This is a genomic window from Mycoplana ramosa, assembly GCF_041930185.1.
GTDB lineage: Bacteria > Pseudomonadota > Alphaproteobacteria > Rhizobiales > Rhizobiaceae > Mycoplana > Mycoplana ramosa.
Genome location: NZ_JBHEEW010000013.1, coordinates 107,130 through 131,304 on the forward strand (window position 1 = coordinate 107,130; position 24,175 = coordinate 131,304).

General features: G+C 63.8%; 21 protein-coding genes and 1 tRNA gene. 9 read left to right on the forward strand and 13 right to left on the reverse strand.

Going from position 1 to position 24,175, the window contains the following annotated elements; all coding sequences use genetic code 11:
* Nucleotides 1–122: 122 nt before the first annotated feature.
* Nucleotides 123–632, reverse strand: a complete 510-nt coding sequence (locus JNC62_RS16865; RefSeq protein ID WP_374840168.1) for an L-2-amino-thiazoline-4-carboxylic acid hydrolase — start codon at nt 630–632, stop codon at nt 123–125.
* A gap of 219 nt (nt 633–851) precedes the next feature.
* On the opposite strand from JNC62_RS16865, the gene JNC62_RS16870 reads away from it, so the two are divergent.
* Nucleotides 852–926, forward strand: a tRNA-Glu gene (locus JNC62_RS16870).
* 143 nt (nt 927–1,069) lie between these two features.
* On the opposite strand, the gene JNC62_RS16875 is transcribed toward JNC62_RS16870, so the two are convergent.
* The 6 genes from JNC62_RS16875 to JNC62_RS16900 all read right to left on the reverse strand — a co-directional run bounded on the left by JNC62_RS16875 (nt 1,070) and on the right by JNC62_RS16900 (nt 7,031).
* Nucleotides 1,070–1,375 (reverse strand): hypothetical protein, encoded by a 306-nt coding sequence (locus tag JNC62_RS16875; RefSeq protein ID WP_374840169.1) that lies wholly within the window; start codon nt 1,373–1,375, stop codon nt 1,070–1,072.
* A gap of 148 nt (nt 1,376–1,523) precedes the next feature.
* A complete protein-coding gene (locus JNC62_RS16880; RefSeq protein WP_374840170.1) occupies nt 1,524–1,919 on the reverse strand; it encodes a PRC-barrel domain-containing protein in 396 nt (131 codons plus the stop codon).
* A 123-nt stretch (nt 1,920–2,042) separates the two neighbouring features.
* Nucleotides 2,043–3,842: a single-stranded-DNA-specific exonuclease RecJ gene (gene recJ, locus JNC62_RS16885; RefSeq protein WP_374840171.1), complete on the reverse strand. Its 1,800-nt coding sequence runs from the start codon at nt 3,840–3,842 to the stop codon at nt 2,043–2,045.
* Between the two features lie 73 nt (nt 3,843–3,915).
* Nucleotides 3,916–5,238, reverse strand: coding sequence for a homoserine dehydrogenase (locus tag JNC62_RS16890; protein WP_374840172.1), 1,323 nt, complete (start codon nt 5,236–5,238; stop codon nt 3,916–3,918).
* A 60-nt stretch (nt 5,239–5,298) separates the two neighbouring features.
* Nucleotides 5,299–6,516 carry an LL-diaminopimelate aminotransferase gene (locus tag JNC62_RS16895; protein ID WP_374840173.1) on the reverse strand — a complete coding sequence of 406 codons (1,218 nt, stop codon included), beginning with the start codon at nt 6,514–6,516 and terminating at the stop codon, nt 5,299–5,301.
* 179 nt (nt 6,517–6,695) lie between these two features.
* Entirely contained in the window at nt 6,696–7,031 is a 336-nt protein-coding gene (locus JNC62_RS16900; RefSeq protein ID WP_374840174.1) for a hypothetical protein, read from the reverse strand.
* Nucleotides 7,032–7,115: 84 nt separating this feature from the next.
* Between JNC62_RS16900 and phaC the strand changes: the two genes are divergently transcribed.
* From phaC to sthA, 5 genes are all read left to right on the forward strand, one after another.
* Complete coding sequence (gene phaC / locus JNC62_RS16905) at nt 7,116–9,029, forward strand: poly(3-hydroxyalkanoate) polymerase subunit PhaC (RefSeq protein ID WP_374840175.1); 1,914 nt, start codon at nt 7,116–7,118, stop codon at nt 9,027–9,029.
* A 133-nt stretch (nt 9,030–9,162) separates the two neighbouring features.
* Complete coding sequence (sfsA, locus tag JNC62_RS16910) at nt 9,163–9,879, forward strand: DNA/RNA nuclease SfsA (RefSeq protein ID WP_374840176.1); 717 nt, start codon at nt 9,163–9,165, stop codon at nt 9,877–9,879.
* 30 nt (nt 9,880–9,909) lie between these two features.
* Nucleotides 9,910–10,737 carry a type I methionyl aminopeptidase gene (gene map, locus JNC62_RS16915; RefSeq protein ID WP_374840177.1) on the forward strand — a complete coding sequence of 276 codons (828 nt, stop codon included), beginning with the start codon at nt 9,910–9,912 and terminating at the stop codon, nt 10,735–10,737.
* 6 nt (nt 10,738–10,743) lie between these two features.
* The gene (gene radC, locus JNC62_RS16920; RefSeq protein ID WP_374840178.1) at nt 10,744–11,592 is read left to right on the forward strand and encodes a RadC family protein; all 849 of its coding nucleotides are present in this window, start codon (nt 10,744–10,746) and stop codon (nt 11,590–11,592) included.
* Nucleotides 11,593–11,835: 243 nt separating this feature from the next.
* Nucleotides 11,836–13,248, forward strand: coding sequence for a Si-specific NAD(P)(+) transhydrogenase (gene sthA / locus JNC62_RS16925; RefSeq protein WP_374840179.1), 1,413 nt, complete (start codon nt 11,836–11,838; stop codon nt 13,246–13,248).
* 38 nt (nt 13,249–13,286) lie between these two features.
* On the opposite strand, the gene JNC62_RS16930 is transcribed toward sthA, so the two are convergent.
* The 5 genes from JNC62_RS16930 to rpiA all read right to left on the reverse strand — a co-directional run bounded on the left by JNC62_RS16930 (nt 13,287) and on the right by rpiA (nt 18,097).
* The gene (locus tag JNC62_RS16930; protein ID WP_374840180.1) at nt 13,287–13,685 is read right to left on the reverse strand and encodes a GFA family protein; all 399 of its coding nucleotides are present in this window, start codon (nt 13,683–13,685) and stop codon (nt 13,287–13,289) included.
* A 141-nt stretch (nt 13,686–13,826) separates the two neighbouring features.
* Entirely contained in the window at nt 13,827–15,200 is a 1,374-nt protein-coding gene (locus JNC62_RS16935; protein WP_374840181.1) for a class II 3-deoxy-7-phosphoheptulonate synthase, read from the reverse strand.
* A 105-nt stretch (nt 15,201–15,305) separates the two neighbouring features.
* Nucleotides 15,306–16,694 carry a glutathione-disulfide reductase gene (gene gor, locus JNC62_RS16940; RefSeq protein WP_374840182.1) on the reverse strand — a complete coding sequence of 463 codons (1,389 nt, stop codon included), beginning with the start codon at nt 16,692–16,694 and terminating at the stop codon, nt 15,306–15,308.
* Between the two features lie 147 nt (nt 16,695–16,841).
* Nucleotides 16,842–17,381 carry a DUF2059 domain-containing protein gene (locus JNC62_RS16945; RefSeq protein ID WP_374840183.1) on the reverse strand — a complete coding sequence of 180 codons (540 nt, stop codon included), beginning with the start codon at nt 17,379–17,381 and terminating at the stop codon, nt 16,842–16,844.
* Between the two features lie 17 nt (nt 17,382–17,398).
* Nucleotides 17,399–18,097, reverse strand: coding sequence for a ribose-5-phosphate isomerase RpiA (gene rpiA / locus JNC62_RS16950; protein WP_374840184.1), 699 nt, complete (start codon nt 18,095–18,097; stop codon nt 17,399–17,401).
* Nucleotides 18,098–18,308: 211 nt separating this feature from the next.
* Between rpiA and JNC62_RS16955 the strand changes: the two genes are divergently transcribed.
* Nucleotides 18,309–18,995 carry an HAD family hydrolase gene (locus JNC62_RS16955; RefSeq protein ID WP_374840185.1) on the forward strand — a complete coding sequence of 229 codons (687 nt, stop codon included), beginning with the start codon at nt 18,309–18,311 and terminating at the stop codon, nt 18,993–18,995.
* Nucleotides 18,996–19,103: 108 nt separating this feature from the next.
* On the opposite strand, the gene JNC62_RS16960 is transcribed toward JNC62_RS16955, so the two are convergent.
* On the reverse strand, nt 19,104–20,999 hold the full coding sequence (locus JNC62_RS16960) for a L,D-transpeptidase family protein (protein WP_374840186.1): 1,896 nt from the start codon (nt 20,997–20,999) through the stop codon (nt 19,104–19,106).
* A gap of 524 nt (nt 21,000–21,523) precedes the next feature.
* Between JNC62_RS16960 and fumC the strand changes: the two genes are divergently transcribed.
* The gene (fumC, locus tag JNC62_RS16965; RefSeq protein ID WP_374840187.1) at nt 21,524–22,915 is read left to right on the forward strand and encodes a class II fumarate hydratase; all 1,392 of its coding nucleotides are present in this window, start codon (nt 21,524–21,526) and stop codon (nt 22,913–22,915) included.
* A 157-nt stretch (nt 22,916–23,072) separates the two neighbouring features.
* The gene (locus JNC62_RS16970) at nt 23,073–24,143 is read left to right on the forward strand and encodes a GGDEF domain-containing protein (protein WP_374840188.1); all 1,071 of its coding nucleotides are present in this window, start codon (nt 23,073–23,075) and stop codon (nt 24,141–24,143) included.
* Nucleotides 24,144–24,175 lie beyond the last annotated feature (32 nt).

Consider the following 24,175-nt stretch of genomic DNA (forward strand, 5'->3'; position numbering starts at 1 on the left):
CTGCGCGCAGCCATCTCGACAACCTGAGACTGACCCGCATGCAGGTACGATCCGGCGCTGCGCCGTACGATCTTTGCCAACGCATACGGGACGGCCGAACGGCCGGTGCGCCGTCCGACAGTTCAGTCGCCCTGCCCGGCGCTTTGCTCGTCTGCCTGCTGATAGCGATAGCGGAACGTGCAGCACTCGGCTCCCGCCATGATCGTCTGCTTGCGCTCCAGCTTGATGTTGGGATCGTAACCCTGGCAGAAGGTGCCGTCGCGATTGCACGACATCAGGTGGCCGATTCCGGCGAGCCCCATCTCCCGGTAGGTCTCGGCGTAGCGACAGCGCGTAACGTTGAAGTCGTAGACCTCGTCGGTGGCCTGCAGCACCTCGATTTCCAGCGCACTATCTGCGGTCCACAACTCGTACAGTTTGATGAAGCTCGCCATGGTGGTCTCGCCGCCGGGTTCCCTGGCCGCGAAAGCCTTCCCCTCCGCGATTGCTGCCTTGCGAATCGCGCTATCCAGAATCGCATCCGCCTTTTCGCGGCCAATCGCTTCGACCATTTCCGCGTGGATCGGTCCGATCACCTGCGCCTGCAGGCGCCGCTTCAACAGAACCGGGAGTTCCAGGGGTTTCTCGTCCATGATGATCGTCCTCGCATGCCAATTGTCGTCGCATCGCATCCTACGGATCTCGCGCGAACGAGCAATCGCCTTGTATCAAGCGATCCGGTCATGACGGTTTCCATGGAGGGGCTCGCACCACCCGCCGCATCGCAGCGCGGAGTCTCCGCAAGGCTTGGACCCGGTTTGCGCGGTATCCTTGTCGGACCGACTGGAACTCCCTATATTGCCACGAGCAACGCGCCCATCGTCTAGCGGTTAGGACATCGCCCTCTCACGGCGGCAACACGGGTTCGAGTCCCGTTGGGCGTACCAAATCGGCTTTGTATCAAATAGTTATAACAGGGTTCGCCAACAGGGTTAGCCAAGCGAAGGCTAATTCTAGAACGCAGGTATCCCGCAAGGGAAACAGGACGGCGTTTGCGCGAATCGAGACGGGAAGCCGGTGCGCCGGAAAGCTACTTGGTTGGCTTGACGAGAGTAATGACCCTCGGGGTTGATGGCGCATCTAGCCATTCGATCCACTTATCTCGTTCTTCGATCGTGTCGAAGAACCGCCAGAGCCGGTACTCCTCTTCGGTGGTCTCCAGCATCTCTGCGATGGATACAAGCTCCAAGGGTAGCGTCACCTCGTTACCGTCGAAGCGAACGAAATACACGCCCTCAGTGGCGAGACGAATAACCTGGCCAGTGCCATAGGTCCCGTCGGGGTCGTCGAGCGTGAAGTACATGCCAGTCAGAGTGTCGATGGTCGTGTCGTTCATGGGTTTCGATTGCCGGTCCGAGGTCTAGACTTGAGACCCTGGCGTAAGCGCACGCCGAAGGGAAGCAGGGCAGATCTAACCGTAAGCCTGTAGGCATGCAAGTATCGCTAGCCCGCCCTCTGACCCGGCGGGTTGTTTCGGGCAGCCCTTAGCGTTGCCAGCGACCTTCGTATTTAAATTCAGGAGCCTTTGCCAATTCCTCTTTCGTCGCGTTCATCATGGCCGTCCAGTTCTTATCGTTCTCGTTATAGGTGATTTTCACGGCTTTCGGATTGACCATGACGTAGTGTTCTCCCATGCCGAGGAACCCGCCAACCGAGACAATATACCCGCTGAGATTACCTCCGGAGATGACCAAATCCTTGATTTCACCAATCGTATCGCCCGCATTGTTGGTGACGTTCCGATCGATGAGATTGTAGCTCAATACATCTGTGGGCCGGACAGTGACGAAAGTCTCAGTTGTCGTGGTTTCTGCCGTCTGGGCATAGGCCATACCGCCAATCAATGCGGTGGCGGCAAGTGCAATCAGAATGCGTCTCATTTTCGGCATCCTCCTATGACTGCGTGAGAACCGTAAATGTGCTCGCATGAATAATGTTCCGGATAGCCGATCGAGCTCCGGAAGATCCCCGCCCTTGCGCCGACATTCTGCGGATATGAGGCTCTAGAACGCCTCTGCAGCGTCGATCACGCGAAACTGCACGCGCCGGGTTCCCTGCCATTGGTCGGCCGAGACCGAGCCTGCCACGTGCAGCGCCTGGCCGCGCCGTTGCAGGCAGAACGCGCCGAGCGGGGTGTCGGCCGCGCGGAAAGCCATGCCGTCGATCCGGCTGCGGTCCGGTCCCTCCAGCGTCAGCTTGAGGTGATTGACCCCGACCTGTCGCACGTCGGCCAGCCGGTGCGCGGCAAGCGCGAAGATCGGCTGGGGATGGCCCGAGCCATAGGGGCCGGCCTGCTCCAGCTTGTCGGTCAGCGCCAGGGTCGCGCCGGAGGCGGACAGCGCCCCATCGATCTTCAGCACACGCGTCGCCGTCAGTTCCTTGACAGTCCTTTCCGCCCGCTCCTCGAAGAAGCTGCGCAGGCGTCCGAGATTGGCCCGCTCCACCGTCAGGCCCGCCGCCATGCCGTGCCCGCCGCCCTTGACGAGGATGCCCTCGTCCACCGCCGCGCGCACCATCCGGCCGAGATCGAAGCCGTTGATCGAACGGCCCGAGCCCGTGCCCTTGCCGGACGGATCGAAAGCAATGGCGAAGGCAGGGCGATGAAAGCGGTCCTTCAGCCGCGAGGCGAGCAGGCCGACGACGCCCGGATGCCAGCCCTCGCGCGCGGTGACGATGACCGCGGCGGTCTCGCCGGTGCCGTACTCGGCAATCGCCTCGGCTTCGGCCTCCGCCAGCATCGCCACCTCCAGCGCCTGCCGCTCGCGGTTGAGGCCGTCCAGTTGCGCCGCGATCGCCTCGGCCTGCGTGGCATCCTCGAGCGTCAGCAGGCGGCTGCCGAGCGCGGCATCGCCGATGCGTCCGCCGGCGTTGATGCGGGGTCCCACCAGAAAGCCGAGATGATAGGGCGTCACCGGACCGCCGATGCCCGCCTGTTTCAACAGCGCCGCCAGCCCCGGATTGCCGAGATGGCGCGCCGCCACGAGCCCTTTGACCACATAGGCGCGGTTCAGCCCCTTCAGCGGCACCACGTCGCAGACGGTCGCGAGCGCCACGAGATCGAGCATGGCAAGCAGGTCGATCGCACCCGCGCGCGGATCACGCCCGCGCAAAAGCCGCTGCAGCGCCACCAGCACGAGAAAGACCACCCCGGCGGCACACAGGTGCCCCTGCCCGGAGAGATCGTCCTCCCGGTTCGGGTTGACGAGGGCCGTGCAGGGCGGCAGGTCCTGGCCGACCTGGTGGTGGTCCAGCACGACCACATCAATGCCACGCTCCCTGGCGCGCCCGAGCGACTCGAAGCTGGTCGAGCCGCAATCGACGGTGACGATTAGCTTGGCGCCTCGCTCGATCAGCGTATCGATCGCCTGCGGGTTGGGCCCGTAACCCTCAAAAATCCGGTCGGGAATGTAGATCTCCGCGTCGACGCCGAAATGGGTGAGGAAACGGTAGAGGATCGCCGAGGCACAGGCGCCGTCCACGTCGTAGTCGCCGAAGATGGCCACCCGCTCGCGTCGGGCGATCGCCGCTGCGATCCGCTCGGCCGCCGCTTCGCAATCCGTCATCTGGTAGGGATCGGGCATCAGCCGGCGCAAGGTCGGATCGAGGAATTCGAGCGCCTCGTCGAATCCCACACCCCGACCGGCCAGCACGCGCGCGATCAGCTCGGCAATGCCGTGCGTCTGGCTCATCGCCAGCGCCCGGTTCTCGCCCGCCTGGTCGAGCCGTGCGACCCAGCGCTGGTCGGCGGCCGACCGCTCCACGCCGAGGAAGGCACGGTGAACGGGATCAATCTCCTGGTTCATCGATATCCTCGCCGACAGCCGTCGTTCCTCTCGGGTGATGGGTGAAGGGGGACGGAAACGCCCCCGGTAGAATTCAGGCCGACTTCGGTCGCTCGATGCGGATCACCTGCGGCTCGCCGGCAAGGTATCCTTCCTTGCTGATCGACGCCACCGCCCGGCGCACGGCGTCCTCCATCGTCGCATGCGTGACGAGAATGATCGTCTTCGGCTCTGCGGCTTCGGTGAAATGCTTGGAATGCTGCACGATCGATTCAAGCGAGATGCCGTTCTCGGCCATGTGGCCGGCGATGTTGGCGAACACCCCTGCCCGATCCTCGACCGTCATGCGGATGAAATAGCCGCCGTGATGCTTGCGGATCTGCGCCCGCTTGTAGGGCTCTAGCGAGGCCGCCGGTCGGCCGAACGCCGGAACGCGCTGGGCACCGGGCCGGCTCTTGGCGATGTCGGCGATGTCGCCGAGCACCGCAGACGCGGTGGCATTGCCCCCGGCGCCGGGACCGACCATCAGCAGTTCGCCGAGAATGTCGGATTCGATCGCCACCGCATTGGTGACGCCGTCGACCTGCGCAATTTCCGATTCGATCGGCACCATGGTCGGATGCACACGCTGCTCGATGCCGGTCTCGGTCTTCTGCGCCACGCCAAGCAGCTTGATGCGGTAGCCGAGGTCGGCGGCAGCGCGAATGTCCTCGATCGAGATGTTGCTGATGCCCTCGAGGTAGATGTCGTCGGCGGCGATCCTGTTGCCGAACGCAAGCGTCGTCAGGATCGACAGCTTGTGCGCAGTATCGTTGCCCTCGATGTCGAAGGCCGGATCGGCTTCCGCATAGCCCAGCCGCTGCGCTTCCTTCAGGCATTCGGCGAAGCTCAGTCCCTCCCTCTCCATCTTGGTCAGGATGTAGTTGCAGGTGCCGTTCATGATGCCGTAGACGCGCGACACCGTGTTGCCGGTCAGCGATTCGCGCAGCGCCTTGATCACCGGAATGCCGCCGGCGACGGCTGCTTCATAGTTGAGCAGGCAGCCGCGCTCCTCGGCAATCGTCGCCAGCTCGACGCCATGGGCGGCCAGCAGCGCCTTGTTCGCGGTGACGACGTGGACACCCCGCGCCAGCGCCGTCTTGACGGCCGAATAGGCGGGATCGCCGGCGCCCCCCATCAGTTCAACGAAAACGTCGATCTGCGGGTTGTCCGCCAGTGCGACCGGATCGTCGAACCAGGCGACATGCGAAAGGTCGACGCCGCGGTCGCGGTTCCTGTCGCGCGCAGAAACGGCGACGATCTCGATCGGCCGCCCGCAGGTCGTCGTCAGCATCTCCCGGCGTTCGACGAGAATGCGTGCGAGCGAGGCCCCAACGGTCCCCAAGCCCGCTATGCCGATCTTAAGGGCATCAGCCATGATCAAAGTCCTATCAATTTGTGATTGTGCCCACCGGCCGACGCCGGCGGGCGAAACGGATTAGCGGTGGGCATTGAGCGAGACGACGTTGTGCATCGTCTCGTCGGCAGAGGAGAGAAAGCGCTTGATGTTGCGCGCAGCCTGGCGGATGCGGTGTTCGTTCTCGACCAGCGCGATGCGGACATAGTCGTCGCCCTGCTCGCCGAAACCGACGCCCGGAGCCACCGCCACGTCGGCCTTTTCGACCAGCAGCTTGGAGAACTCGAGCGAGCCGAGATGGCGGAACTTTTCGGGAATCCTTGCCCAGGCGAACATGGTGGCCGCCGGCGGCGGCACCTCGAAGCCGGCCTTGCCGAAGCTCTCGACGAGTACGTCGCGGCGGCGCTTGTAGACGTTGCGCACGTCGGCGATGTCCGAGCCGTCGCCGTTCAGCGCGTGGGTCGCGGCCACCTGGATCGGCGTGAAGGCGCCGTAGTCGAGGTAGGACTTCACCCGCGTCAGCGCCGCGATCAGCCGCTCGTTGCCGACCGCAAAGCCCATGCGCCAGCCGGGCATGGAGAAGGTCTTCGACATCGAGGTGAATTCTACGGTGATGTCGATCGCACCCGGCACCTCGAGCACGGACGGCGGCGGCGGGCCGTCGAAATAAATCTCGGAATAGGCCAGGTCGGACAGCACGACGATGTCGTGCTTCTTCGCGAATGCAACCACGTCCTTGTAGAAGTCGAGCGTGGCGACTTGCGCCGTCGGGTTCGACGGGTAGTTCAGGATCAGCGCCAGCGGCTTCGGAATCGAATGGCGAACGGCGCGCTCCAGCGGCGCAAAGAAAGTCTCGTCCGGCTCGACCGTAATGGAGCGGATCACCCCGCCCGCCATCAGGAAGCCGAAGGCATGGATCGGATAGGTCGGATTCGGGCAGAGCACGACGTCGCCGGGTGCGGTGATCGCCTGCGCCATGTTGGCGAAGCCTTCCTTCGAACCCAGCGTCGCCACGACCTGGGTCTCGGGATTGAGCTTCACGCCGAAACGGCGGGCGTAGTAGGCAGCCTGGGCCCGCCGCAGGCCCGGGATGCCCTTGGAGGAGGAGTAACGATGCGTGCGCGGGTCCTGGACCACCTCGCACAGCTTGTCGACGATCGCCTGTGGCGTCGGCAGGTCCGGGTTGCCCATGCCGAGGTCGATGATGTCGGCCCCGCCCGCCCGCGCGCTTGCCTTCAAACGGTTGACCTGTTCGAAAACATATGGCGGCAGACGCCGGACCTTGTGAAATTCTTCCATCTTCGACCCCGTTGGGCGCGGCACCGGAAGCGTCCTTCGTGGCGCCTGGATCTCCGCGCAAATCAAGATATCCGGTTAGGCGGCAAAATGTCCGTTTTCATGACATTCCGATTGCGCTGACCGGAGCGGCCATTTGGACCGCGAATGGATTTGCGGCCATTCGCGGGCAAAGGCAAGCGCTAATTCTCGATGTCCTTGAGCGTGTCCGCGCCATGGTTTGCGGCCAGCGCCTGCAATTCCAGCATCTGCTTGCGGTAATCGGATTCCGAGATCGTGCCGGCGCGCCGTTGCGCAGCCAGCCCGTTCATCCGGGCGCTGATCGAAGCCGCCTCGTCATTGCTCATCTGGGCCGTGGCGGCATGCACCGGGGCTGTGATGTCGGGAAAGTCGGAAGTCCGATCCGCACCGACGTTGACCTCCGACGCCACTTGCGGCGAGGTTGCCGCGCACCCCCCGAGTACCGCCACGCCACCGAGCACGATCGCCGCGCCAACCTGCCTGAAATCAAATGCCATTCTGTCCTGCCCCGCGGAGTAACTTCGGTCCGGCGCATCGCCGGTCCGGCGCCAGCCGCTGAACGCGGCTACGGCAAAAGCTGTATGGCCCTTGTAATCTTTTTCCGGCAGGATGTAAAAACGGAAGTAACAAGAAAATCCGGAGGAAACGGGTTGAGCCAGGACCGAAACGGCGACACGCGCGAAGCCACCGGATTTGCCGGTTTCGATCCGAAGTCGATCGAGCCCTACGTCGTAAAAAACCCCGAGGCGCTGGCGGTCAACCTCGCCCGCACGCTCGAGCAGCTTGGCAAGGCCGCATCCGCCTGGCTCGCACCGCGCGAGCGCGGCGAAAAGGTCGACACGGTCGCCGAGCCGGTCGTCGACATGGTCAAGACGCTATCGAAGGTATCCGAGTACTGGCTCTCCGACCCGCGGCGCACGCTGGAAGCCCAGACCCACCTGCTCGGCAGCTATTTCGGCATCTGGTCGAAAACCCTGCAGAAGCTTGGCGGCGAACCGGTCGAGGAAAGCGACGACAAGCGCGGCAACGACAAGCGATTCGCCGACGAGGACTGGGCCAATAACCCCTTCTTCGATTTCCTGCGGCAGGCCTATTTCGTCACCTCCGACTGGGCCGATAAAATGGTGACCGAAGCCGAGGGGCTCGACGAGCGCACCCGCCACAAGGCAGCGTTCTACGTCAAGCAGATCACCAGCGCGATTTCTCCGACGAATTTCGTCACCACCAACCCGCAACTCTATCGCGAGACCGTCGCCACCAGCGGCGAGAATCTCGTGCGCGGCATGCGCATGCTGGCGGAGGACATTGCCGCCGGAAAGGGTGACCTGAAGCTGCGCCAGACCGATACCAGCAAGTTCGCCGTCGGCGAGAACCTCGCCATTACTCCCGGCAAGGTCATTGCGCAGAGTGATATCTGCCAGGTGCTTCAGTATGACGCGACGACGAAAGAGGTCCTGAAGCGCCCTCTCCTGATCTGCCCGCCCTGGATCAACAAGTTCTACGTTCTTGATCTCAACCCGCAGAAGTCCTTCATCAAATGGGCCGTCGGCCAGGGACACACGGTGTTCGTGATCTCATGGGTCAATCCGGACGAACGCCATGCCCACAAGGACTGGGAGGCCTATGCCCGGGAAGGGATCGGTTTCGCGCTCGACACGATTAAGCAGGCCTGCGGCGAAGACGAGGTCAACGCCATCGGCTATTGTGTCGGCGGCACGCTGCTCGCCGCCAGCCTCGCCCTGCACGCGCGCGAGGGCGACAAACGCATCCGCTCCGCCACGCTGTTCACCACCCAGGTGGATTTCACCCATGCCGGTGACCTGAAGGTGTTTGCCGACGAGGACCAGATCGCTTCCCTCGAGCAGGGCATGCGGACGGTGGGCTATCTCGAGGGCTCGAAGATGGCCACCGCCTTCAACATGCTGCGCGCCTCGGAGCTGATCTGGCCCTATTTCGTCAACAACTACCTGAAGGGCCAGGAACCGATGCCCTTCGACCTTCTCTACTGGAACTCAGATTCCACGCGAATGCCGGCGGCCAACCATTCGTTTTACTTGCGCAATTGCTATCTGAAAAACAACCTCAGCCGCGGCGAGATGGTGCTGGCGGGCCAGAAGATCTCGCTCAAGGACGTCAAGATCCCGATCTACAACCTCGCCACCAGGGAAGATCACATCGCGCCCGCCAAGTCGGTGTTCATCGGCAGCAGCGCCTTTGGCGGCAAGGTGACCTACGTGCTGTCCGGCTCCGGCCATATCGCCGGCGTCGTCAACCCGCCGGACAGGGCGAAGTACCAGTTCTGGACCGGCGGTCCGCCGCGGGGCGACTACGACGACTGGGTGAAGAAGGCGAAAGAGCATCAGGGATCCTGGTGGCCGCACTGGCATGCCTGGATCGAGGCGCAGGACAACCGCAGGGTTCCGGCCCGCAAGACCGGCGGACCGCTCAATTCGATCGAGGAGGCGCCCGGCTCCTATGTGCGGGTTCGGGCTTGAGCCGGGTGCCGAGCCTTTGCCGGCAACGTCAGCGCAGGCTTTCCGGCCATCGTTGGCGCGGCGCGCCGCGTGGTCCCGTATCCATCGCGTCCGCCCAAATCTCCACGCACAGATCGACCAACGACGCCTGACCATGCTCTTCGACCCTCCGCTCGTGCCGGCCACCCTCATTCGGCGCTACAAGCGCTTCCTGTTCGATGCGACGCTGTCCGACGGAACGGCGATCACCGGCTCCTGCCCGAACACCGGGTCCATGCGCGGGCTGACGACGCCGGGCTCCAGGATCTGGCTGTCCGAGCATGACGGTCCGCGCAAGTACCGCCATCGGTTCGAGCTCATCGAGGCCGACGGCACGATCGTCGGCATCAACACCGGCCTGCCGAACCGTCTGGCCGAGGAGGCGATCCGCGCCGGGATGCTCGGCGATCTCGCCAGCTATCCGACGATCGAGCGCGAACGCAAATATGGCCGCAATTCGCGCATAGACCTGCTGTTGTCCGGACCCGGCCGGCCGGCCGCTTATATCGAGGTCAAGAACGTGCATTTCTGCCGGCAGCCCGGCCTTGCCGAGTTTCCCGACACCGCGACCTTGCGCGGCACCAAGCATCTGGATGAGCTCGGTGCCGTCGCCGAGGCCGGTCACCGGGCGATCATGCTCTACCTCGTGCAGCGCGGCGACTGCGACCGGTTCCGCATGTGCCGCGATCTCGACCCGGTCTATGCGGCCGCCTTCCAGCGAGCGCAAGCGCGCGGCGTGGAAGCCTACGCGGTGAAATGCGCCGTCTCGGAGCGCGAAATTCGACCCGACGCATTGATCCGCATGGACGAAACCGCCATAGCTGCACTATGAGAATTTTGACCGACAAGCGAAAGTCCGACGATGGTGACCTATATCGAAGCCTCCTCCGCACCGATGAAGAACACGGGCGTGATCCGGCTTTACGGCAGCGACGCCTTTGAAGGCATGCGCAGGGCCAGTCAGCTCACGGCGCGCGCCCTCGACGAGATCTATCCGCTGGTGCAGCCCGGTGTTGCGACCGACGTGCTCGACCGTTTCGTGTTCGAGTTCGGCATGGACCACGGCGCCCTTCCCGCGACGCTGAACTACCGCGGCTACACCAAATCCTGCTGCACTTCGATCAACCATGTTGTCTGCCACGGCATCCCGAATGACAAGCCGCTGCGCGAAGGCGACATCGTCAACATCGATATCACCTACATCCTCGACGGCTGGCACGGCGATTCCAGCCGCATGTATCCCGTCGGCCAGATCAAGCGGGCCGCCGAGCGGCTGCTGGAGGTGACGCATGAATGCCTGATGCGCGGCGTCGCCGCGGTCAAGCCCGGCGTGCGCACCGGTGCCATCGGCGAAGCGATCCAGAAATATGCCGAAGCCGAGCGCTGCTCGGTCGTGCGCGACTTCTGCGGCCACGGCCTCGGCCGGCTGTTCCACGACGCACCGAACATCCTGCACTACGGCAACGCCAACGAAGGCCCGGAGTTGAAGGAAGGCATGATCTTCACCATCGAGCCGATGATCAACCTCGGCCGGCCGCATGTGAAGGTGCTGTCGGACGGATGGACGGCGGTCACGCGCGACCGCTCGCTGTCTGCGCAATACGAGCACGCCGTCGGCGTTACGGCCGATGGCTGCGAAATCTTCACCCTCTCGCCCGGCGGCCTCGACCGTCCCGGCCTTCCCGGATAGGACCAAATGGCCAAACGCCCCGCACCGACTGGCGAAGCAACGGCTGCCGACGAGGCGAACCGGACGTTGGCGGAGCACGGCGGGACACTCTTCGGCGACGGGGATGAGCGCGGCCAATTCGCCGAACGCGTGACCGCACCGGCGGCGGTCAAGGGCCGGGCAATAACGCCCAGGGACGGCGACGATGCCCACTACCACGGCCATCGCGAGCGGCTGCGCAGCCGCTTCCGCGACCATGGCGAGGCGGCGCTCGCCGACTATGAAATTCTCGAACTTGTGCTCTTTCGCCTCATTCCCCGGCGCGACACCAAGCCTGTCGCCAAGGCGCTTCTCGACCGTTTCGGCACGCTTGCCGGCGTGTTCGGCGCCTCTCCCGCCCTGCTGCAGGAGGTCAAGGGCATCGGCGAGGCCGTGGCGCTGGACCTGAAGCTGATCGCGGCGGTTTCGCAGCGCATGCTCAAGAGCGAACTGCGCAACAAGCAGGTGCTCGGCTCCTGGTCGTCGGTGATCAATTACTGTCACGCGGCGATGGCGCATGAAGACCGCGAGCAGTTCCGCCTGCTCTTCCTCGACAAGCGCAACGTCCTGATCGCCGACGAGGTGCAGGGGCGTGGTACGGTCGACCACACGCCCGTCTATCCGCGCGAAGTGGTCAAGCGGGCGCTGGAATTGTCCGCGACCGCCATCATCCTCGTTCACAACCACCCGTCCGGCGACCCGACCCCCTCACGCGCCGATATCGAGATGACGAAAACCATCATCGAGACCGCCAAACCGCTCGGCATTACCGTCCACGATCACATCATCATCGGCCGCGATGGCCATGCCAGCCTCAAGGGCCTGCGGCTAATCTGAATTAGGATCGCCGACCCATCCGCCGCCAGCACGCCCGCCGCGCCTTTGGAAGCACCTTGAGGCTGCAAGGCCATCGCAAAACCCTCCTTGACGGCCAGCCGCTGTGGCATGGCGCAATCCCGCTAAATAATGACAGCGAAACACGCGCACGAAGGCTTTGTTAAGCGGTAGCAACGACGTTATAGCTCCTCGCGGCAGATTTGCCGCACCGCAACAGGCTCAGTCGATTCCGGAAGTTCTCCTATGCAACAATTTGATCTCGTCGTCGTCGGCAGCGGCCCCGCGGGGCGCCGGGGTGCGATCCAGGCGGCCAAGCTCGGCCACAAGGTCCTCGTCATCGAACAGGGAAAGCGCGTCGGAGGGGTCTCGGTGCACACCGGCACGATACCGTCGAAAACGCTGCGCGAAACCGCACTGAACCTGACCGGCTGGCGGGAACGGGGCTTCTACGGCCGCTCCTATCGGGTCAAGGATGAGATCAGTGCCGACGACCTGCGTCGCCGCCTGATCATCACGCTCGACCACGAGGTCGACGTGCTGGAGCACCAGTTCGCCCGGAATCGGGTGCAACACGTCCGCGGAAAGGCGAGCTTTCTTTCTCCCGATACGCTCCAGGTGGTCAAGGACGACGGCGAGGTCCTGCATGTCGGCGGCACGAGCATCCTGCTCGCCGTCGGCACCAAGCCCTATCGCCCGGCCAACATCCCGTTCGACGGCAAGGTAATCCTCGACAGCGACGAACTGCTCGACATCGAGGAACTGCCGCGCTCGCTCGCGGTGATCGGCGCCGGCGTCATCGGCATCGAGTACGCGACCATCTTCAGCGCGCTCGACGCCAAGGTGACCGTGATCGATCCGAAACCGACGATCCTCGACTTCATCGACCGCGAGATCGTCGAGGACTTCACCTACCAGCTGCGCGACCGTGGCATGAAGCTGATGCTCGGCACCAGGGCGGAAAAGGTCGTCAAGCTCGACGACGGCAAGTGTTCGATCACGCTCGACAACGGCCGGGTGGTCATTTGCGACATGGTTCTATACGCTGCCGGCCGCATGGGCGCGACCGACACGCTGCACCTCAGCGCCGCCGGCCTGGAAGCCGACGACCGCGGCCGCATGCGCGTCAATCCGGAAACCTTCCAGACGACCGTGCCGCACATCTACGCCGCTGGCGACGTCGTCGGTTTCCCGAGCCTCGCCTCGACCTCGATGGAACAGGGGCGCATCGCCGCCCGGGTCGCCGTCGGCGCCATCGCCAAGGAGCCGCAAAAATACTTCCCCTACGGGATCTATGCCGTTCCGGAAATCTCGACCTGCGGCCTGACCGAGGAAGAGGTGAAGGAGCGCGGCATTCCCTATGAATGCGGCATAGCCCGTTTCCGCGAAACCTCGCGCGGCCATATCATGGGGCTCGATTCCGGCCTGCTGAAGATGATCTTTTCGATGAAGACACGCCGCCTGCTCGGCGTCCATATCGTCGGCGAAGGCGCCACCGAGCTCGTGCACATCGGTCAGGCGGTCCTGAACCTGAAGGGCACCGTCGAATATTTCGTCGAAAACACCTTCAACTATCCGACCCTCGCCGAGGCCTACAAGATTGCCGGCCTGGACGCGTGGAACCGCATGGGCGAAATCCGGCACGCGGCGGCAGAGTAAACGATATCTGGCGAGCCTGAGCCCGCCGACCGCCGTCCTTAGCTGTAGCCCTGCGGGTATTGCGGCGCGCCGTCATCGATCTCGTAATAGTCGCCCTTGTCGGCGCAAAAGATGTGGCAGGCCATCTTGAAGCCCGTCGGCTTGTCGAAGGCACCCGCCATGATCGAGGTGGAGCCGGCCCCGTCGCCCTTCCAGAACAGTGCCGACCCGCAGGTCTTGCAGAAGCCGCGGCTGGCGGCATCGCTCGCCCGGTACCAGCCGACGTTGTCGGCGCCATCGAGTTCGAGGTCTTCGTTCCTGACATTGGTTGCCGCATAGAAATGACCGGTCTGCCGGCGGCACTGACTACAGTGGCAGGCAATCACTTCGCGCAATGGCCCGGTGGTGCGGAAGCGCACCGTGCCGCAGAGGCAATGGCCCGTATGGATCTCGCTCACGTCTCCCCCTTGTCGCGGCGCTGCCCGGCAGCAAAAAACCGGGCCAGCTTCACCAGCCGGCCCGGTTGTGTCAATTTCAGAAAATTCACCAATATTTTCAACGCCGTTGATGCAAGGCGCCAAACCGTGAACGAAGAGCGATCAGGCGTTCACAACCATGCGTTTTTCATCGCGTCCGCCCTTCATGCGCTCGGCCAGGAGGAAGGCGAGTTCGAGCGCCTGGTCGGCATTCAGGCGCGGATCGCAATGGGTGTGGTAGCGATCTGCCAGATCGTCGCCGGACAGCGCGCGGGCGCCGCCGGTGCATTCGGTGACGTCCTTGCCGGTCATCTCGACGTGGATGCCGCCCGGATGCGTGCCTTCGGCGCGATGGATCTGGAAGAAGCTCTCCACTTCCGACAGAACGCGCTCGAAGGGGCGCGTCTTGTAATTGTTGAGCGTGATCGTGTTGCCGTGCATCGGATCGCAGGACCAGACGACCTTCTTGCCCTCGCGCTGAACGGCGCGGATGAGTTGCGGCAGGTTTTCCGCAACCTTGTCGTGACCGAACCGGCAGATCAGGGTCAGACGGCCGGCTTCGTTTGCCGGGTTCAGGATGTCGATCAGCTCCAGAAGGCCGTCCGCCGTCATCGACGGACCACACTTCAGCCCGATCGGGTTCTTGATGCCGCGGCAGTACTCGACATGGGCATGGTCGGGCTGGCGCGTGCGGTCGCCGATCCAGATCATGTGGCCGGACGTGGCATACCAGTCACCCGAGGTCGAATCCACGCGCGTCAGCGCTTGCTCATAGCCGAGCAGGAGCGCCTCATGGCTGGTGAAGAAATCGGTTTCACGCAGGCTCGGGTTGTTCTCCGCCGAAATCCCGATCGCCTTCATGAAGTCCATGGTTTCGGAGATGCGGTTGGCGAGCATGCGGTAGCGCTCGGCCTGCGGGCTGTCCTTGACGAAGCCGAGCATCCACTGGTGCACGTTCTCCAGGTTGGCATAGCCGCCCATGGCAAAGGCGCGCAGCAGGTTCAGCGTCGCTGCCGACTGGCGGTAGGCCATGAGCTGGCGCTCCGGGTTGGGCACCCGCGCCTCTTCGGTGAACTCGATGCCGTTGATGATGTCGCCGCGGTAGGAGGGCAGCGTCACGTCGCCCTGCTTTTCGATGTTCGACGAGCGCGGCTTGGCAAACTGGCCGGCGATCCGCCCAACCTTGACCACAGGCAACTGGGCGCCGAAGGTCAGCACCACCGCCATCTGCAGGAAGGCGCGGAAGAAGTCACGAATGGTGTCCGCGCCGTGCTCGGCAAAACTCTCGGCACAGTCGCCGCCCTGCAGCAGGAAACCCTTGCCTTCCGCCACGTTCGCCAGCGCGCTCTTCAGCCGCCGGGCCTCGCCGGCAAAGACGAGCGGCGGAAACGTTGCGAGTTGCTCCTCTGTCGCGGCCAAGGCCGCGGCGTCCGGATAGTCCGGCACCTGCTGGATCGGCTTTTGCCGCCAGCTGTTCGGGGTCCAATTCTGTGCCATTTAACTCACCTGTTTCACGGCGCCGGCCTGATGGTCGGCTGCCCGTCTTCTTCTGGGATGCGGGCTTATAAACCGTAAAGTCCCGCTTGCATAGCCGAACCCGCCTCAGGCGCGCTTACCGTTGCGGATGCGGTAGCTCGGCTGGTACATCGTCACCAGCTCCTCCGCCGCGGTCGGATGCACCGCCATGGTGCGGTCGAAGTCGTCCTTGGTGCAGCCGGCCTTCAGCGAAATGCCGAGCAGTTGCGCCATCTCGCCGGCGTCGTGACCGAGCACGTGCACGCCGACAACCCTGCGGTCGGCGGCATTGACGATGATCTTCATGATCATCCGCTCCTGCCGGCCGGAAAGCGTCGCCTTCATCGGCCGGAACTCGGCGCGGTAAACCTCGATCTCCGGGAACGCCTTGGCCGCGGCCTCCTCGCTCATGCCGACCGTGCCGATTTCCGGCTGCGAGAACACGGCCGTCGGGATCAGGTCGTGGTCCGGTGAGGTGGGCCGCCCGCGGAACTCCGTATCGATGAAGCACATGGCCTCGTGGATCGCCACCGGCGTCAGTTGCACCCGGTCGGTGACGTCGCCGATCGCGAAGATGCCGGGGACGTTGGTGCGCGAATATGCGTCGACGACGATCGCGCCCCTGGCGTCGATCTCCACGCCGGCGATCTCCAGCCCGAGGTCGGTGGTGTTTGGCACGCGGCCGAGCGCCAGCATCACCTGGTCGACCAGCATCTCCTCGCCCTTCAGCGTCCGGGCGCGGCGAACGCCGCCAGGGGCCTCCGCCACCGCCTCGATGATGTCCTCGCAAAGAATGCGGATGCCCTTGTCCACCATCGCCTTGTGCAGCCCCTGGCGCATGTCCTGGTCGAAGCGGGAGAGGATTTCCTTGCCGCGATAGATCAGCGTCGTCTCGACGCCGAGACCGTGGAAGATGTTGGCGAATTCGACGGCGATGTAGCCGCCGCCGGCAATCAGGATCGATCCCGGCAGCTTCGGCAGGTCAAACGCATCGTTCGACGTGATGCACAGCTCGCGCCCCGGCAGGTCCTGGTGCGGCGACGGATGACCACCCGTTGCAATCAGAATGCGCTCCGCCGTCACCAGCTGGTCCGTCGCGGTCAGCCGGATCGTGTTGGGACCGACCAGAACGGCCCGGGTGTTGAGGATTTCCGCGCCGGCGTTGTCGAGCCCCTTGCGATAGAGGCCCTCGAGCCGGGTGATCTCCCGTTCCTTGGCCGCGACCAGCGCGGCCCAGTCGAAGCTCGTCTCGCCGACGGTCCAGCCGAAGCCGGCCGCATCCTCGAAGTGCTCGCGGAACTGGGAGGCGTAGACATAGAGCTTCTTGGGCACGCAGCCGCGGATGACACAGGTCCCGCCGTAGCGAAACTCCTCGGCGATCGCCACCTTCTTGCCCATGGCCGCGGCGAGCCTGGCGCTGCGCACGCCGCCGGAACCGCCGCCGATTACAAAGAGGTCATAGTCGAAGACTGGCATCCGGGCACTCCGTGTCGCGTTTCAAGAACCATCCGGAAGGAAAGGCCAGAGCGGCCGTTCCGGATACGGTGATATAGGTGGTGCAGCTTGAAAAAGAAAAGCCCGGATCGCTCCGGGCTTCATCAATGGCTAGTGCAAGGCGACCGATCAGTTCTTCGGTGCCGCTTCGCCCTCGGCCTTCTTCTGCGCGCCGATCTCGGCTTCGAGCTTCTTGTCGCTGTTGACGGCCAGGTCGCGCGAAATGCCGGCGGCCCAGATGTCGGCGGCCTTCATCACTTCGCGGGCGGCCAGCGGACCGGACTGCAGCAGCTTCTTGCCAGCGCCAGAATTGTAGAAATCGGAGATGGCCTTCAGTTCTTCCACGGAGAACGTCTTGGCGTAGATGTTGGCAACCTCGCGCTCCAGATCGGCGCGGCGCGATGCCAGCGCGAGCGCCTCTTCGTCCACCGTCTTGTTGATCAGTTCGCCGTAGTTCGGCGACGACTGGATCAGCGTGCCTTTCAGCTTCTCCGCGATCTGCGGCAGGATGCCGTCGAACTGCGAGGTCGCGTTCAGCGCGTCCATCGCGGCCCGGGCCGCCTTGATCTGGTCTTCGGAAGCGTCCTGCGCCATCACGGAACCGGTGAATGCTGCGGTTGCGATGAGCGTTGCGGCAAGGGTACGGCCGAGGCCGGCAAAGATGGTCATGTGGTCATAGCTCCTGTCTAAGTGTCCGCTGTCAGCGTCCGCGCACCTGCCGGCCCGGCAATGATCGCGATCGACGCCATGTTGATGAACAACCCGTGCTCGACGACGCCGGGAATCGCATTCAATGTGATCGCCAGCGCGTCTGCATCAGGAATACGGCCAAAAGATGCATCGAGAATGTAATGCCCGCCATCGGTCATGTAGTTGCCGTCGCCGGAACGGCGAACCTCGATGGCGCCGGAAAGCCCGAGGCGCGCGGCCACCCGCTCGATTGCGATGCGCGTGGCAACCATCCCGAACGGATTGACTTCGATCGGCAATTTAAAGGCGCCGAGCGTTTCCACCACCTTGGTCTCGTCGGCAATCACGATCATGCGGCTCGACGCGGCGGCAACGATCTTCTCGCGCAACAGCGCGCCGCCGCCGCCCTTGATGAGCCGCAGCCGCCCGTCAACCTCGTCGGCGCCGTCGATCGTGAGATCGAGTTCGGGAAGCTCGTCGAGCGACTTCAGCGGGACGCCGAGTTCGAGGCAGAGCCGGGCGGTCCGCTCCGACGTCGGCACACCGACGACCGACAGCCCGTCCGCCACGCGTTCGGCCAGCAACCGAACGAATTCCTCGGCCGTCGATCCGGTCCCGATACCGAGCCGCATGCCGTTTTCGACATGCTCCAACGCGGCCGCCGCCGCTTTGATCTTCATTTCGCGGGCGTCCATCCGCCTCTCGCTCCTCTAGATTCTATCGCCGGCACCCGGCTGGCATTGGCTGTGACACTTACACGCCATGCGGCGCAAGCGAAAGCCAAAAATCCCGTCGCCGCTCCCGTATTGGCCACGCTTCGGCTTGACGCAGGCGGGTATTCGCAATTGCAATCCGCGGCCCGGTCGCTTACCTGCAGGCGCGATACTTACAGCAGAAGGACAGGCCGTGACCGCTCCACTTGTCGTCTTCGATCTAGACGGAACCCTGATCGACACAGCCCCGGATCTCGTTTCCAGCCTCAACCATACGATCGGGACCGCCGGGCTCGAGCCGGTGACCTATGACGACCTGACCTATCTCGTCGGCCATGGCGGACAGGTGATGATCCAGCGCGCGTTCGCGCTGCGCGGCCAGGAGCTTCGCCAGGACGACCTGCCTGCAATGCTAAAGATCTTCGTCGACCACTATGCAAAGGGCATGCCGGGCGAGTCCCGTCCCTACCCCGGGCTGATTTCCGCCCTCGACCGCCTGGAAGCGGCCGGTTTCCGCCTTGCCGTCTGCACCAACAAGCTGGAAGGCTTGGCCAGACGCCTCATCGACGGCCTCGGATTGACGTCGCGCTTCGCCGCCATCACGGGCGGCGACACCTTCGCCGTGCGCAAGCCCGAGGCCGCGCATCTCCTTGAAACGGTTCGCCTCGCCGGCGGCGCTCCGGCCCGGACGGTCATGATCGGCGACAGCCTGAACGACGTGCTCGTCGCCCGCAACGCCGGCGTGCCGTCGATCGGCGTTCCGTTCGGCTACTCGGACGTCGCCATCGCCGCGCTGGAACCCGACCACGTCATCGGCAGCTTCGACGAACTCCACGCCGACCTCGTCGAATCCCTGATCTCCCGCATTGCGGCCGCCTGAGCGCCCCCGCGCATCGCTTGCAATGCAAATGGCCCGCTCCGTCGCCGGAGCGGGCCATTTCATGTCCGGATAGGCCATCCGTAGCCGCCGGGAAAGGCGCTCGCCGGGTCAGCTTTGCGCCTGTCGCGCCGCGCGCGTCGCGTCCATCGCCTTGCGCATGTAGGCATCGCGCCCATAGATGTCGTCGAAGAACTCCACCTTGCCGTCCTTGTTCGGCCAGGCCGTGAAGTAGGAGACGTAGACCGGGATCTTCTGCGGAACGCTCACCGCCTTGTTGCGACCCTTCTTGATCTGGGCGGCAACGTCGTCGACGGTCGTGCCGAGGACAGCCGCCGCCATCAGGCGCGGTTCGGCCAGGCGCACGCAACCATGACTGAGCGCACGCATGTCCTTCTTGAAATAGCTCTTCGAGGGCGTGTCGTGCATGTAGATCGCATGTGCGTTCGGGAACAGGATCTTCAGGTCGCCCAGCGCATTGTCGTCACCCGGCGGCTGGCGTACGGCGACACCCTTCGTCGAGCTCCAGTCAATCTGCGTCGAGGACACGGGCCGGCCATTCACCTCCACCTCGTAGCCGAGGCGGTCGAGATAGGACGGGTCTGAGCGCAGCTTGGGCAGCATCTCGTTGATGATGATCGACTGCGGCACGCCCCAGTAGGGATTGAACTCGACCGTCTGGATCTCGTCCTGGAAGAAATAGGTCTGGTTCGCCTTCGAACCGACGACGACGCGCATCGAAAACTGCTCGTCGTTCTTGTCGTGATAGTAGGCCATATAGGCCGGCTGGTTGATGAAGACATAGCGAGCGCCGAGTTCGGCGGGCAGCCAGCGGGCTTGCTCCATCGCCACCTGGACCTTGAAGATCTTGTCGGCGATGTTGTCGCCACCCGTCAGACGCCGGATCGTCGCCTGTCCGACCACGCCATCCGGCTTCAGCCCTTGATCCTTCTGGAAGGCTTCGACGAGGGCGGCCAGTTCTGGCGTGTATTCCGGCGTGTCGCGATAGGCAGCGATCGTCGTCGCATGCTCGGTCTTCAATGATTCCGAGCCATGCCGGACAACGCCCTTGACGATATTGGCGAGCTCCGGATTGCTTTCCCCCGGTTTCAGCAGCGTGCCGGCGGCGATCACCACCGGATCGGCCGCTTCGCTTTCTGCCCGCAGGGCCTTCAGCTCCGCCGCCAGGGCCTGGAAATGGCGGCCGGAGGGCGCACGGCTCCTCAGATAGGCTGCGACATCCGGGCTCCGCGAGACGTTCTTCAGCGCGGCGGCAAGGTTGACCTCCTTGCGCACGAAGTCATGATAGCCCGAAATCCGGTTCGGATTGATGCGCCCGCGGACGGTATCGAGAATGTAGGTCGCAACGGCAGCAGACAGATTGACCTCGAACTCCGCCAGTTCCTGATAGCGCGCGACCATGTCGGCGTTGTCGAAAACGGCGGAGGGAACATCCACGGTATAGTCCTGCGCGTCGAGCCCGACGGACTCGGCGTCTGCGAGCACCGCGAGTGCTGCGCGAGCCCGGTCGCTGATCTGGCTGCCGCTCACCCAGATCAGGTCGGCGTTCTGGCTGTAGAAGGTTTCGACGGCCTTTCCACTCTCGACCGGCGCCAGCGCCTTGACCGAGGCCAGCTCGCGCCGGATTTCCCCTTCGGGCGATCGTTGGATCAGCGGCGTCCGGTCGTCGTCGATCGAGCCCGTGACCACCGGATCGGCCAGCTTGAACATCTCGACCGGCTTCAGCGCCTCGGCCTTGTAGGTGTAGTAGCTCGGCCCGGTCACGCGCGGCAGCGCGGCCGCCGGCTTTGCCACTCCCTTGACCATCGGCATCGCTTGGAATCCGGCCTCCACCATCGGCACCGGAGCCGCCTCCTGCTTCTTGCGCTTGCCGAACAGCAATTGCAGCAGGTTCGGCGCCTCGGCACGCGCAGGAGCGGCGTCGACCACGACAAAAGCGCAGGTTACCAGGAGCGCTGTGAGCGCCGCGGACTTTCTGAACGTCATATTTGCTTCATTCCCGATGTACCGCCGATTGTGGCGGGGAACTGGTATCTACCCGATCACGCGAGCCCGGAAACTATAGAACCGGATGGTGAATGAAAAGGAAACACGCCACCCCCTTGAGCGGTTCCTTAACACCGCCATTGCTGCAGCCAATACGTGCAGACCATGCCAAAAATTTGAAACGAAACAAAAAATTTCCTGGTATCGCCGAGCCGACAAGCCGCCGCAGCTTTTGAGCCAGGTACGATTCTGGCAATCTGTCACCCCTCGGCCACAGCCGAACCCGGCCCGCTCGCACTCGGCCGGGACCGATCCGGTTTGTCCACAGGCAGGGTTAATCGATTTTAGCCCAATGTCTGCCGGCCAGACACTGGCCCGCCCCTTTACAATGGCCGTTCTTATGGGCCAGTAAGGCCCGGATTTCGAGCACGGCGGCGGCTTCTGCCCGCGCCGTCCGGCCGCGCCGCCTCCATGCGGCGGCCGTGGCCGCCTTGAGCACGCATGGGCACTAAGCGGGAAGCGATATGACATCTACGCGCACGGAAACCGACACCTTCGGCCCCATTGAAGTCGACAACAGCCGTTACTGGGGCGCGCAGGCCCAGCGCTCGCTCGGCAACTTCAAGATCGGCTGGGAGAAGCAGCCGCTTTCGATCGTGCGCGCGCTCGGCATCGTCAAGCAGGCAGCCGCCCGTGCCAACATGGCACTCAGCGGCCTCGACCCCAAGATTGGCAATGCCATCATCGAGGCCGCCCAGGAGGTGATCGACGGCAAGCTCAACGAGCACTTCCCGCTCGTCGTCTGGCAGACCGGTTCGGGCACCCAGTCGAACATGAACGCCAACGAGGTCATCTCGAACCGGGCGATCGAACTGCTCGGCGGCGTCATGGGCTCCAAGAAGCCGGTGCATCCGAACGACCACGTCAACATGAGCCAGTCGTCGAACGACACCTTTCCGACGGCCATGCACATCGCCTGCGCCGAGCGCATCGTTCATGACCTGTTGCCGGCGCTGAAGCACCTGCACGCCGCCCTCGAAGCCAAAGTCAAGGCGTTCGACCACATCATCAAGATCGGCCGCACCCACACCCAAGACGCCACGCCGCTGACCCTCGGCCAGGAATTCTCCGGCTATGCCGCCCAGGTCGCCTCCTCGATCAAGCGCATCGAGATGACGCTGCCGGGCCTTTGCGAACTCGCCCAGGGCGGCACCGCCGTCGGCACCGGCCTCAATGCCCCGGTCGGCTTTGCCGAGAAGGTCGCCGAGGAGATCGCCAAGATCACCGGCATCGACTTCAAGACAGCGCCGAACAAGTTCGAGGCGCTCGCCGCGCACGATTCGATGGTGTTCTCGCACGGCGCGATCAATGCAGCCGCTGCCGCCCTCTTCAAGATCGCCAATGACATTCGCCTGCTCGGCTCCGGTCCGCGATCGGGCCTCGGCGAGCTGTCGCTGCCGGAAAACGAGCCCGGCTCGTCGATCATGCCCGGCAAGGTCAACCCGACCCAGTGCGAGGCGCTCACCCAGGTCTGCGTCCAGGTCTTCGGCAACCACACCTCGCTCACCTTTGCCGGCAGCCAGGGACACTTCGAGCTGAACGTCTACAACCCGCTGATGGCCTACAACTTCCTGCAATCCGTCCAACTGCTTTCGGACGCGGTCGTCTCCTTCACCGACAACTGCGTCGTCGGCATCGAGGCGCGCGAGGACAACATCAAGGCGGCGCTCGAGCGCTCGCTGATGCTCGTGACCGCACTGGCCCCGAAGATCGGCTACGACAACGCCGCCAAGATCGCCAAGACCGCGCACAAGAACGGTACGACATTGCGGGAAGAGGCAGTCGGCGGCGGCTACGTGACGAACGAGGAGTTCGACGAAGTGGTGCGTCCGGAAAAGATGATCATGCCGGGCTGAACCGCATCCCCGTGACGCGCAAAATCGATGGCCCCGCAGGATGCACCTGCGGGGCCATTTTCTTGCCATCCACACGCACAGGAACGTTAATCTTTCCCAAATCTTTTCCACCTAATTTGACCATATCCACTGCAGGAACCATGATCAGGAGCCGCCCATGAACACGCCCGTAGGGCAAAAGGTCCAGGTGCCGGATATCGCGGCACAGGTGACCTATGCGATGCGCATCATGGGGGTGGCACCGATCCCGCGCAACTATGAGCTGTTCTACGAGGCCTACATCGGCTCAAGTCCGCAACTAACGCGCGAAATCGCGGCGCTGGGCAACAAGGCCTCGCAGGATGAGCTCGACGCGATCGGAGCCAAGTACTTCAGCCACCATCACCGCGCCGAGGCGATCGACGGCGCACATGACAAGATGGTGTCCCAGCTCGAAGGCCTTCTGCACCTGCTCACGCAGGAACAGAGCTCGCTTGAGAGCTACAATCGGCTGCTCGACGAGACCTACAACCGGATCAACAACAAGAACGCCGCCAGCGTGGAGATCATCAGAAGCGCGATCACCGTGCTTTCGGCCGCCACCGGCGACACGATTTCCCAAGGCAAGGAGCGCGTGGAAACCGTCGTCCGGAAGTCGCGCGAGATGGACGTCGTTCGCCGCGAACTGGACGAGTATAAGCGGATCGCCAACACCGATTCCCTGACGCAGCTTTCCAACCGACGCGCCTTCGACGACAAGCTTGCGGCGATCTACAACAACACGATGCTGCACAACGTCACCGCCCTCGTCCTTGCCGACATCGACCACTTCAAGAAGGTCAACGATACCTACGGACACCCGGTCGGCGACAAGATCCTCGCCTCCGTCGGCAGCATCATCCGGGCAAGCGTGCGCAAGGACATCTTCATCGCCCGCACGGGCGGCGAGGAATTCGCCATGATCATCGAGGGGAACAACCAGGACGAGGTCGTGCTGATCGCCGAGCGCGTTCGCATGGCGCTCGAGCACACCCCCTTCAAGCATTCGAAGACCGGCGTGAACTACGGACCGATCACGATCTCGCTGGGCGTCTGCATGGCCAGCGACGCCGAAGGTCCGGCGGAACTCTACAGCAAGGCCGACACCGCGCTCTACTGCGCCAAGAACAACGGCCGCAACCGCGTGATGGCGTTCGAGGACGGGATGAAGAAGGAATTTGCCAAGAGCTGGCTGATCTACCGAAAGTAGATCCCGGGCCACCCTTCACCTTGCCGGCAACA

Bases quoted from the DNA above. Each gene is read 5' to 3' on its own strand.
- JNC62_RS16890 (WP_374840172.1), bottom strand. From the start codon at position 5,238: ATGGCTGATGCCCTTAAGATCGGCATAGCGGGCTTGGGGACCGTTGGG.
- rpiA (WP_374840184.1), bottom strand. From the start codon at position 18,097: ATGGACGCCCGCGAAATGAAGATCAAAGCGGCGGCGGCCGCGTTGGAG.
- sfsA (WP_374840176.1), top strand. From the start codon at position 9,163: ATGCTCTTCGACCCTCCGCTCGTGCCGGCCACCCTCATTCGGCGCTAC.
- JNC62_RS16875 (WP_374840169.1), bottom strand. From the start codon at position 1,375: ATGAACGACACGACCATCGACACTCTGACTGGCATGTACTTCACGCTC.
- JNC62_RS16935 (WP_374840181.1), bottom strand. From the start codon at position 15,200: ATGGCACAGAATTGGACCCCGAACAGCTGGCGGCAAAAGCCGATCCAG.
- JNC62_RS16960 (WP_374840186.1), bottom strand. From the start codon at position 20,999: ATGACGTTCAGAAAGTCCGCGGCGCTCACAGCGCTCCTGGTAACCTGC.
- JNC62_RS16900 (WP_374840174.1), bottom strand. From the start codon at position 7,031: ATGGCATTTGATTTCAGGCAGGTTGGCGCGGCGATCGTGCTCGGTGGC.
- JNC62_RS16945 (WP_374840183.1), bottom strand. From the start codon at position 17,381: ATGACCATCTTTGCCGGCCTCGGCCGTACCCTTGCCGCAACGCTCATC.
- gor (WP_374840182.1), bottom strand. From the start codon at position 16,694: ATGCCAGTCTTCGACTATGACCTCTTTGTAATCGGCGGCGGTTCCGGC.
- fumC (WP_374840187.1), top strand. From the start codon at position 21,524: ATGACATCTACGCGCACGGAAACCGACACCTTCGGCCCCATTGAAGTC.
- JNC62_RS16880 (WP_374840170.1), bottom strand. From the start codon at position 1,919: ATGAGACGCATTCTGATTGCACTTGCCGCCACCGCATTGATTGGCGGT.
- recJ (WP_374840171.1), bottom strand. From the start codon at position 3,842: ATGAACCAGGAGATTGATCCCGTTCACCGTGCCTTCCTCGGCGTGGAG.
- JNC62_RS16970 (WP_374840188.1), top strand. From the start codon at position 23,073: ATGAACACGCCCGTAGGGCAAAAGGTCCAGGTGCCGGATATCGCGGCA.
- JNC62_RS16895 (WP_374840173.1), bottom strand. From the start codon at position 6,516: ATGGAAGAATTTCACAAGGTCCGGCGTCTGCCGCCATATGTTTTCGAA.
- JNC62_RS16865 (WP_374840168.1), bottom strand. From the start codon at position 632: ATGGACGAGAAACCCCTGGAACTCCCGGTTCTGTTGAAGCGGCGCCTG.
- radC (WP_374840178.1), top strand. From the start codon at position 10,744: ATGGCCAAACGCCCCGCACCGACTGGCGAAGCAACGGCTGCCGACGAG.
- sthA (WP_374840179.1), top strand. From the start codon at position 11,836: ATGCAACAATTTGATCTCGTCGTCGTCGGCAGCGGCCCCGCGGGGCGC.
- phaC (WP_374840175.1), top strand. From the start codon at position 7,116: ATGGCCCTTGTAATCTTTTTCCGGCAGGATGTAAAAACGGAAGTAACA.
- map (WP_374840177.1), top strand. From the start codon at position 9,910: ATGGTGACCTATATCGAAGCCTCCTCCGCACCGATGAAGAACACGGGC.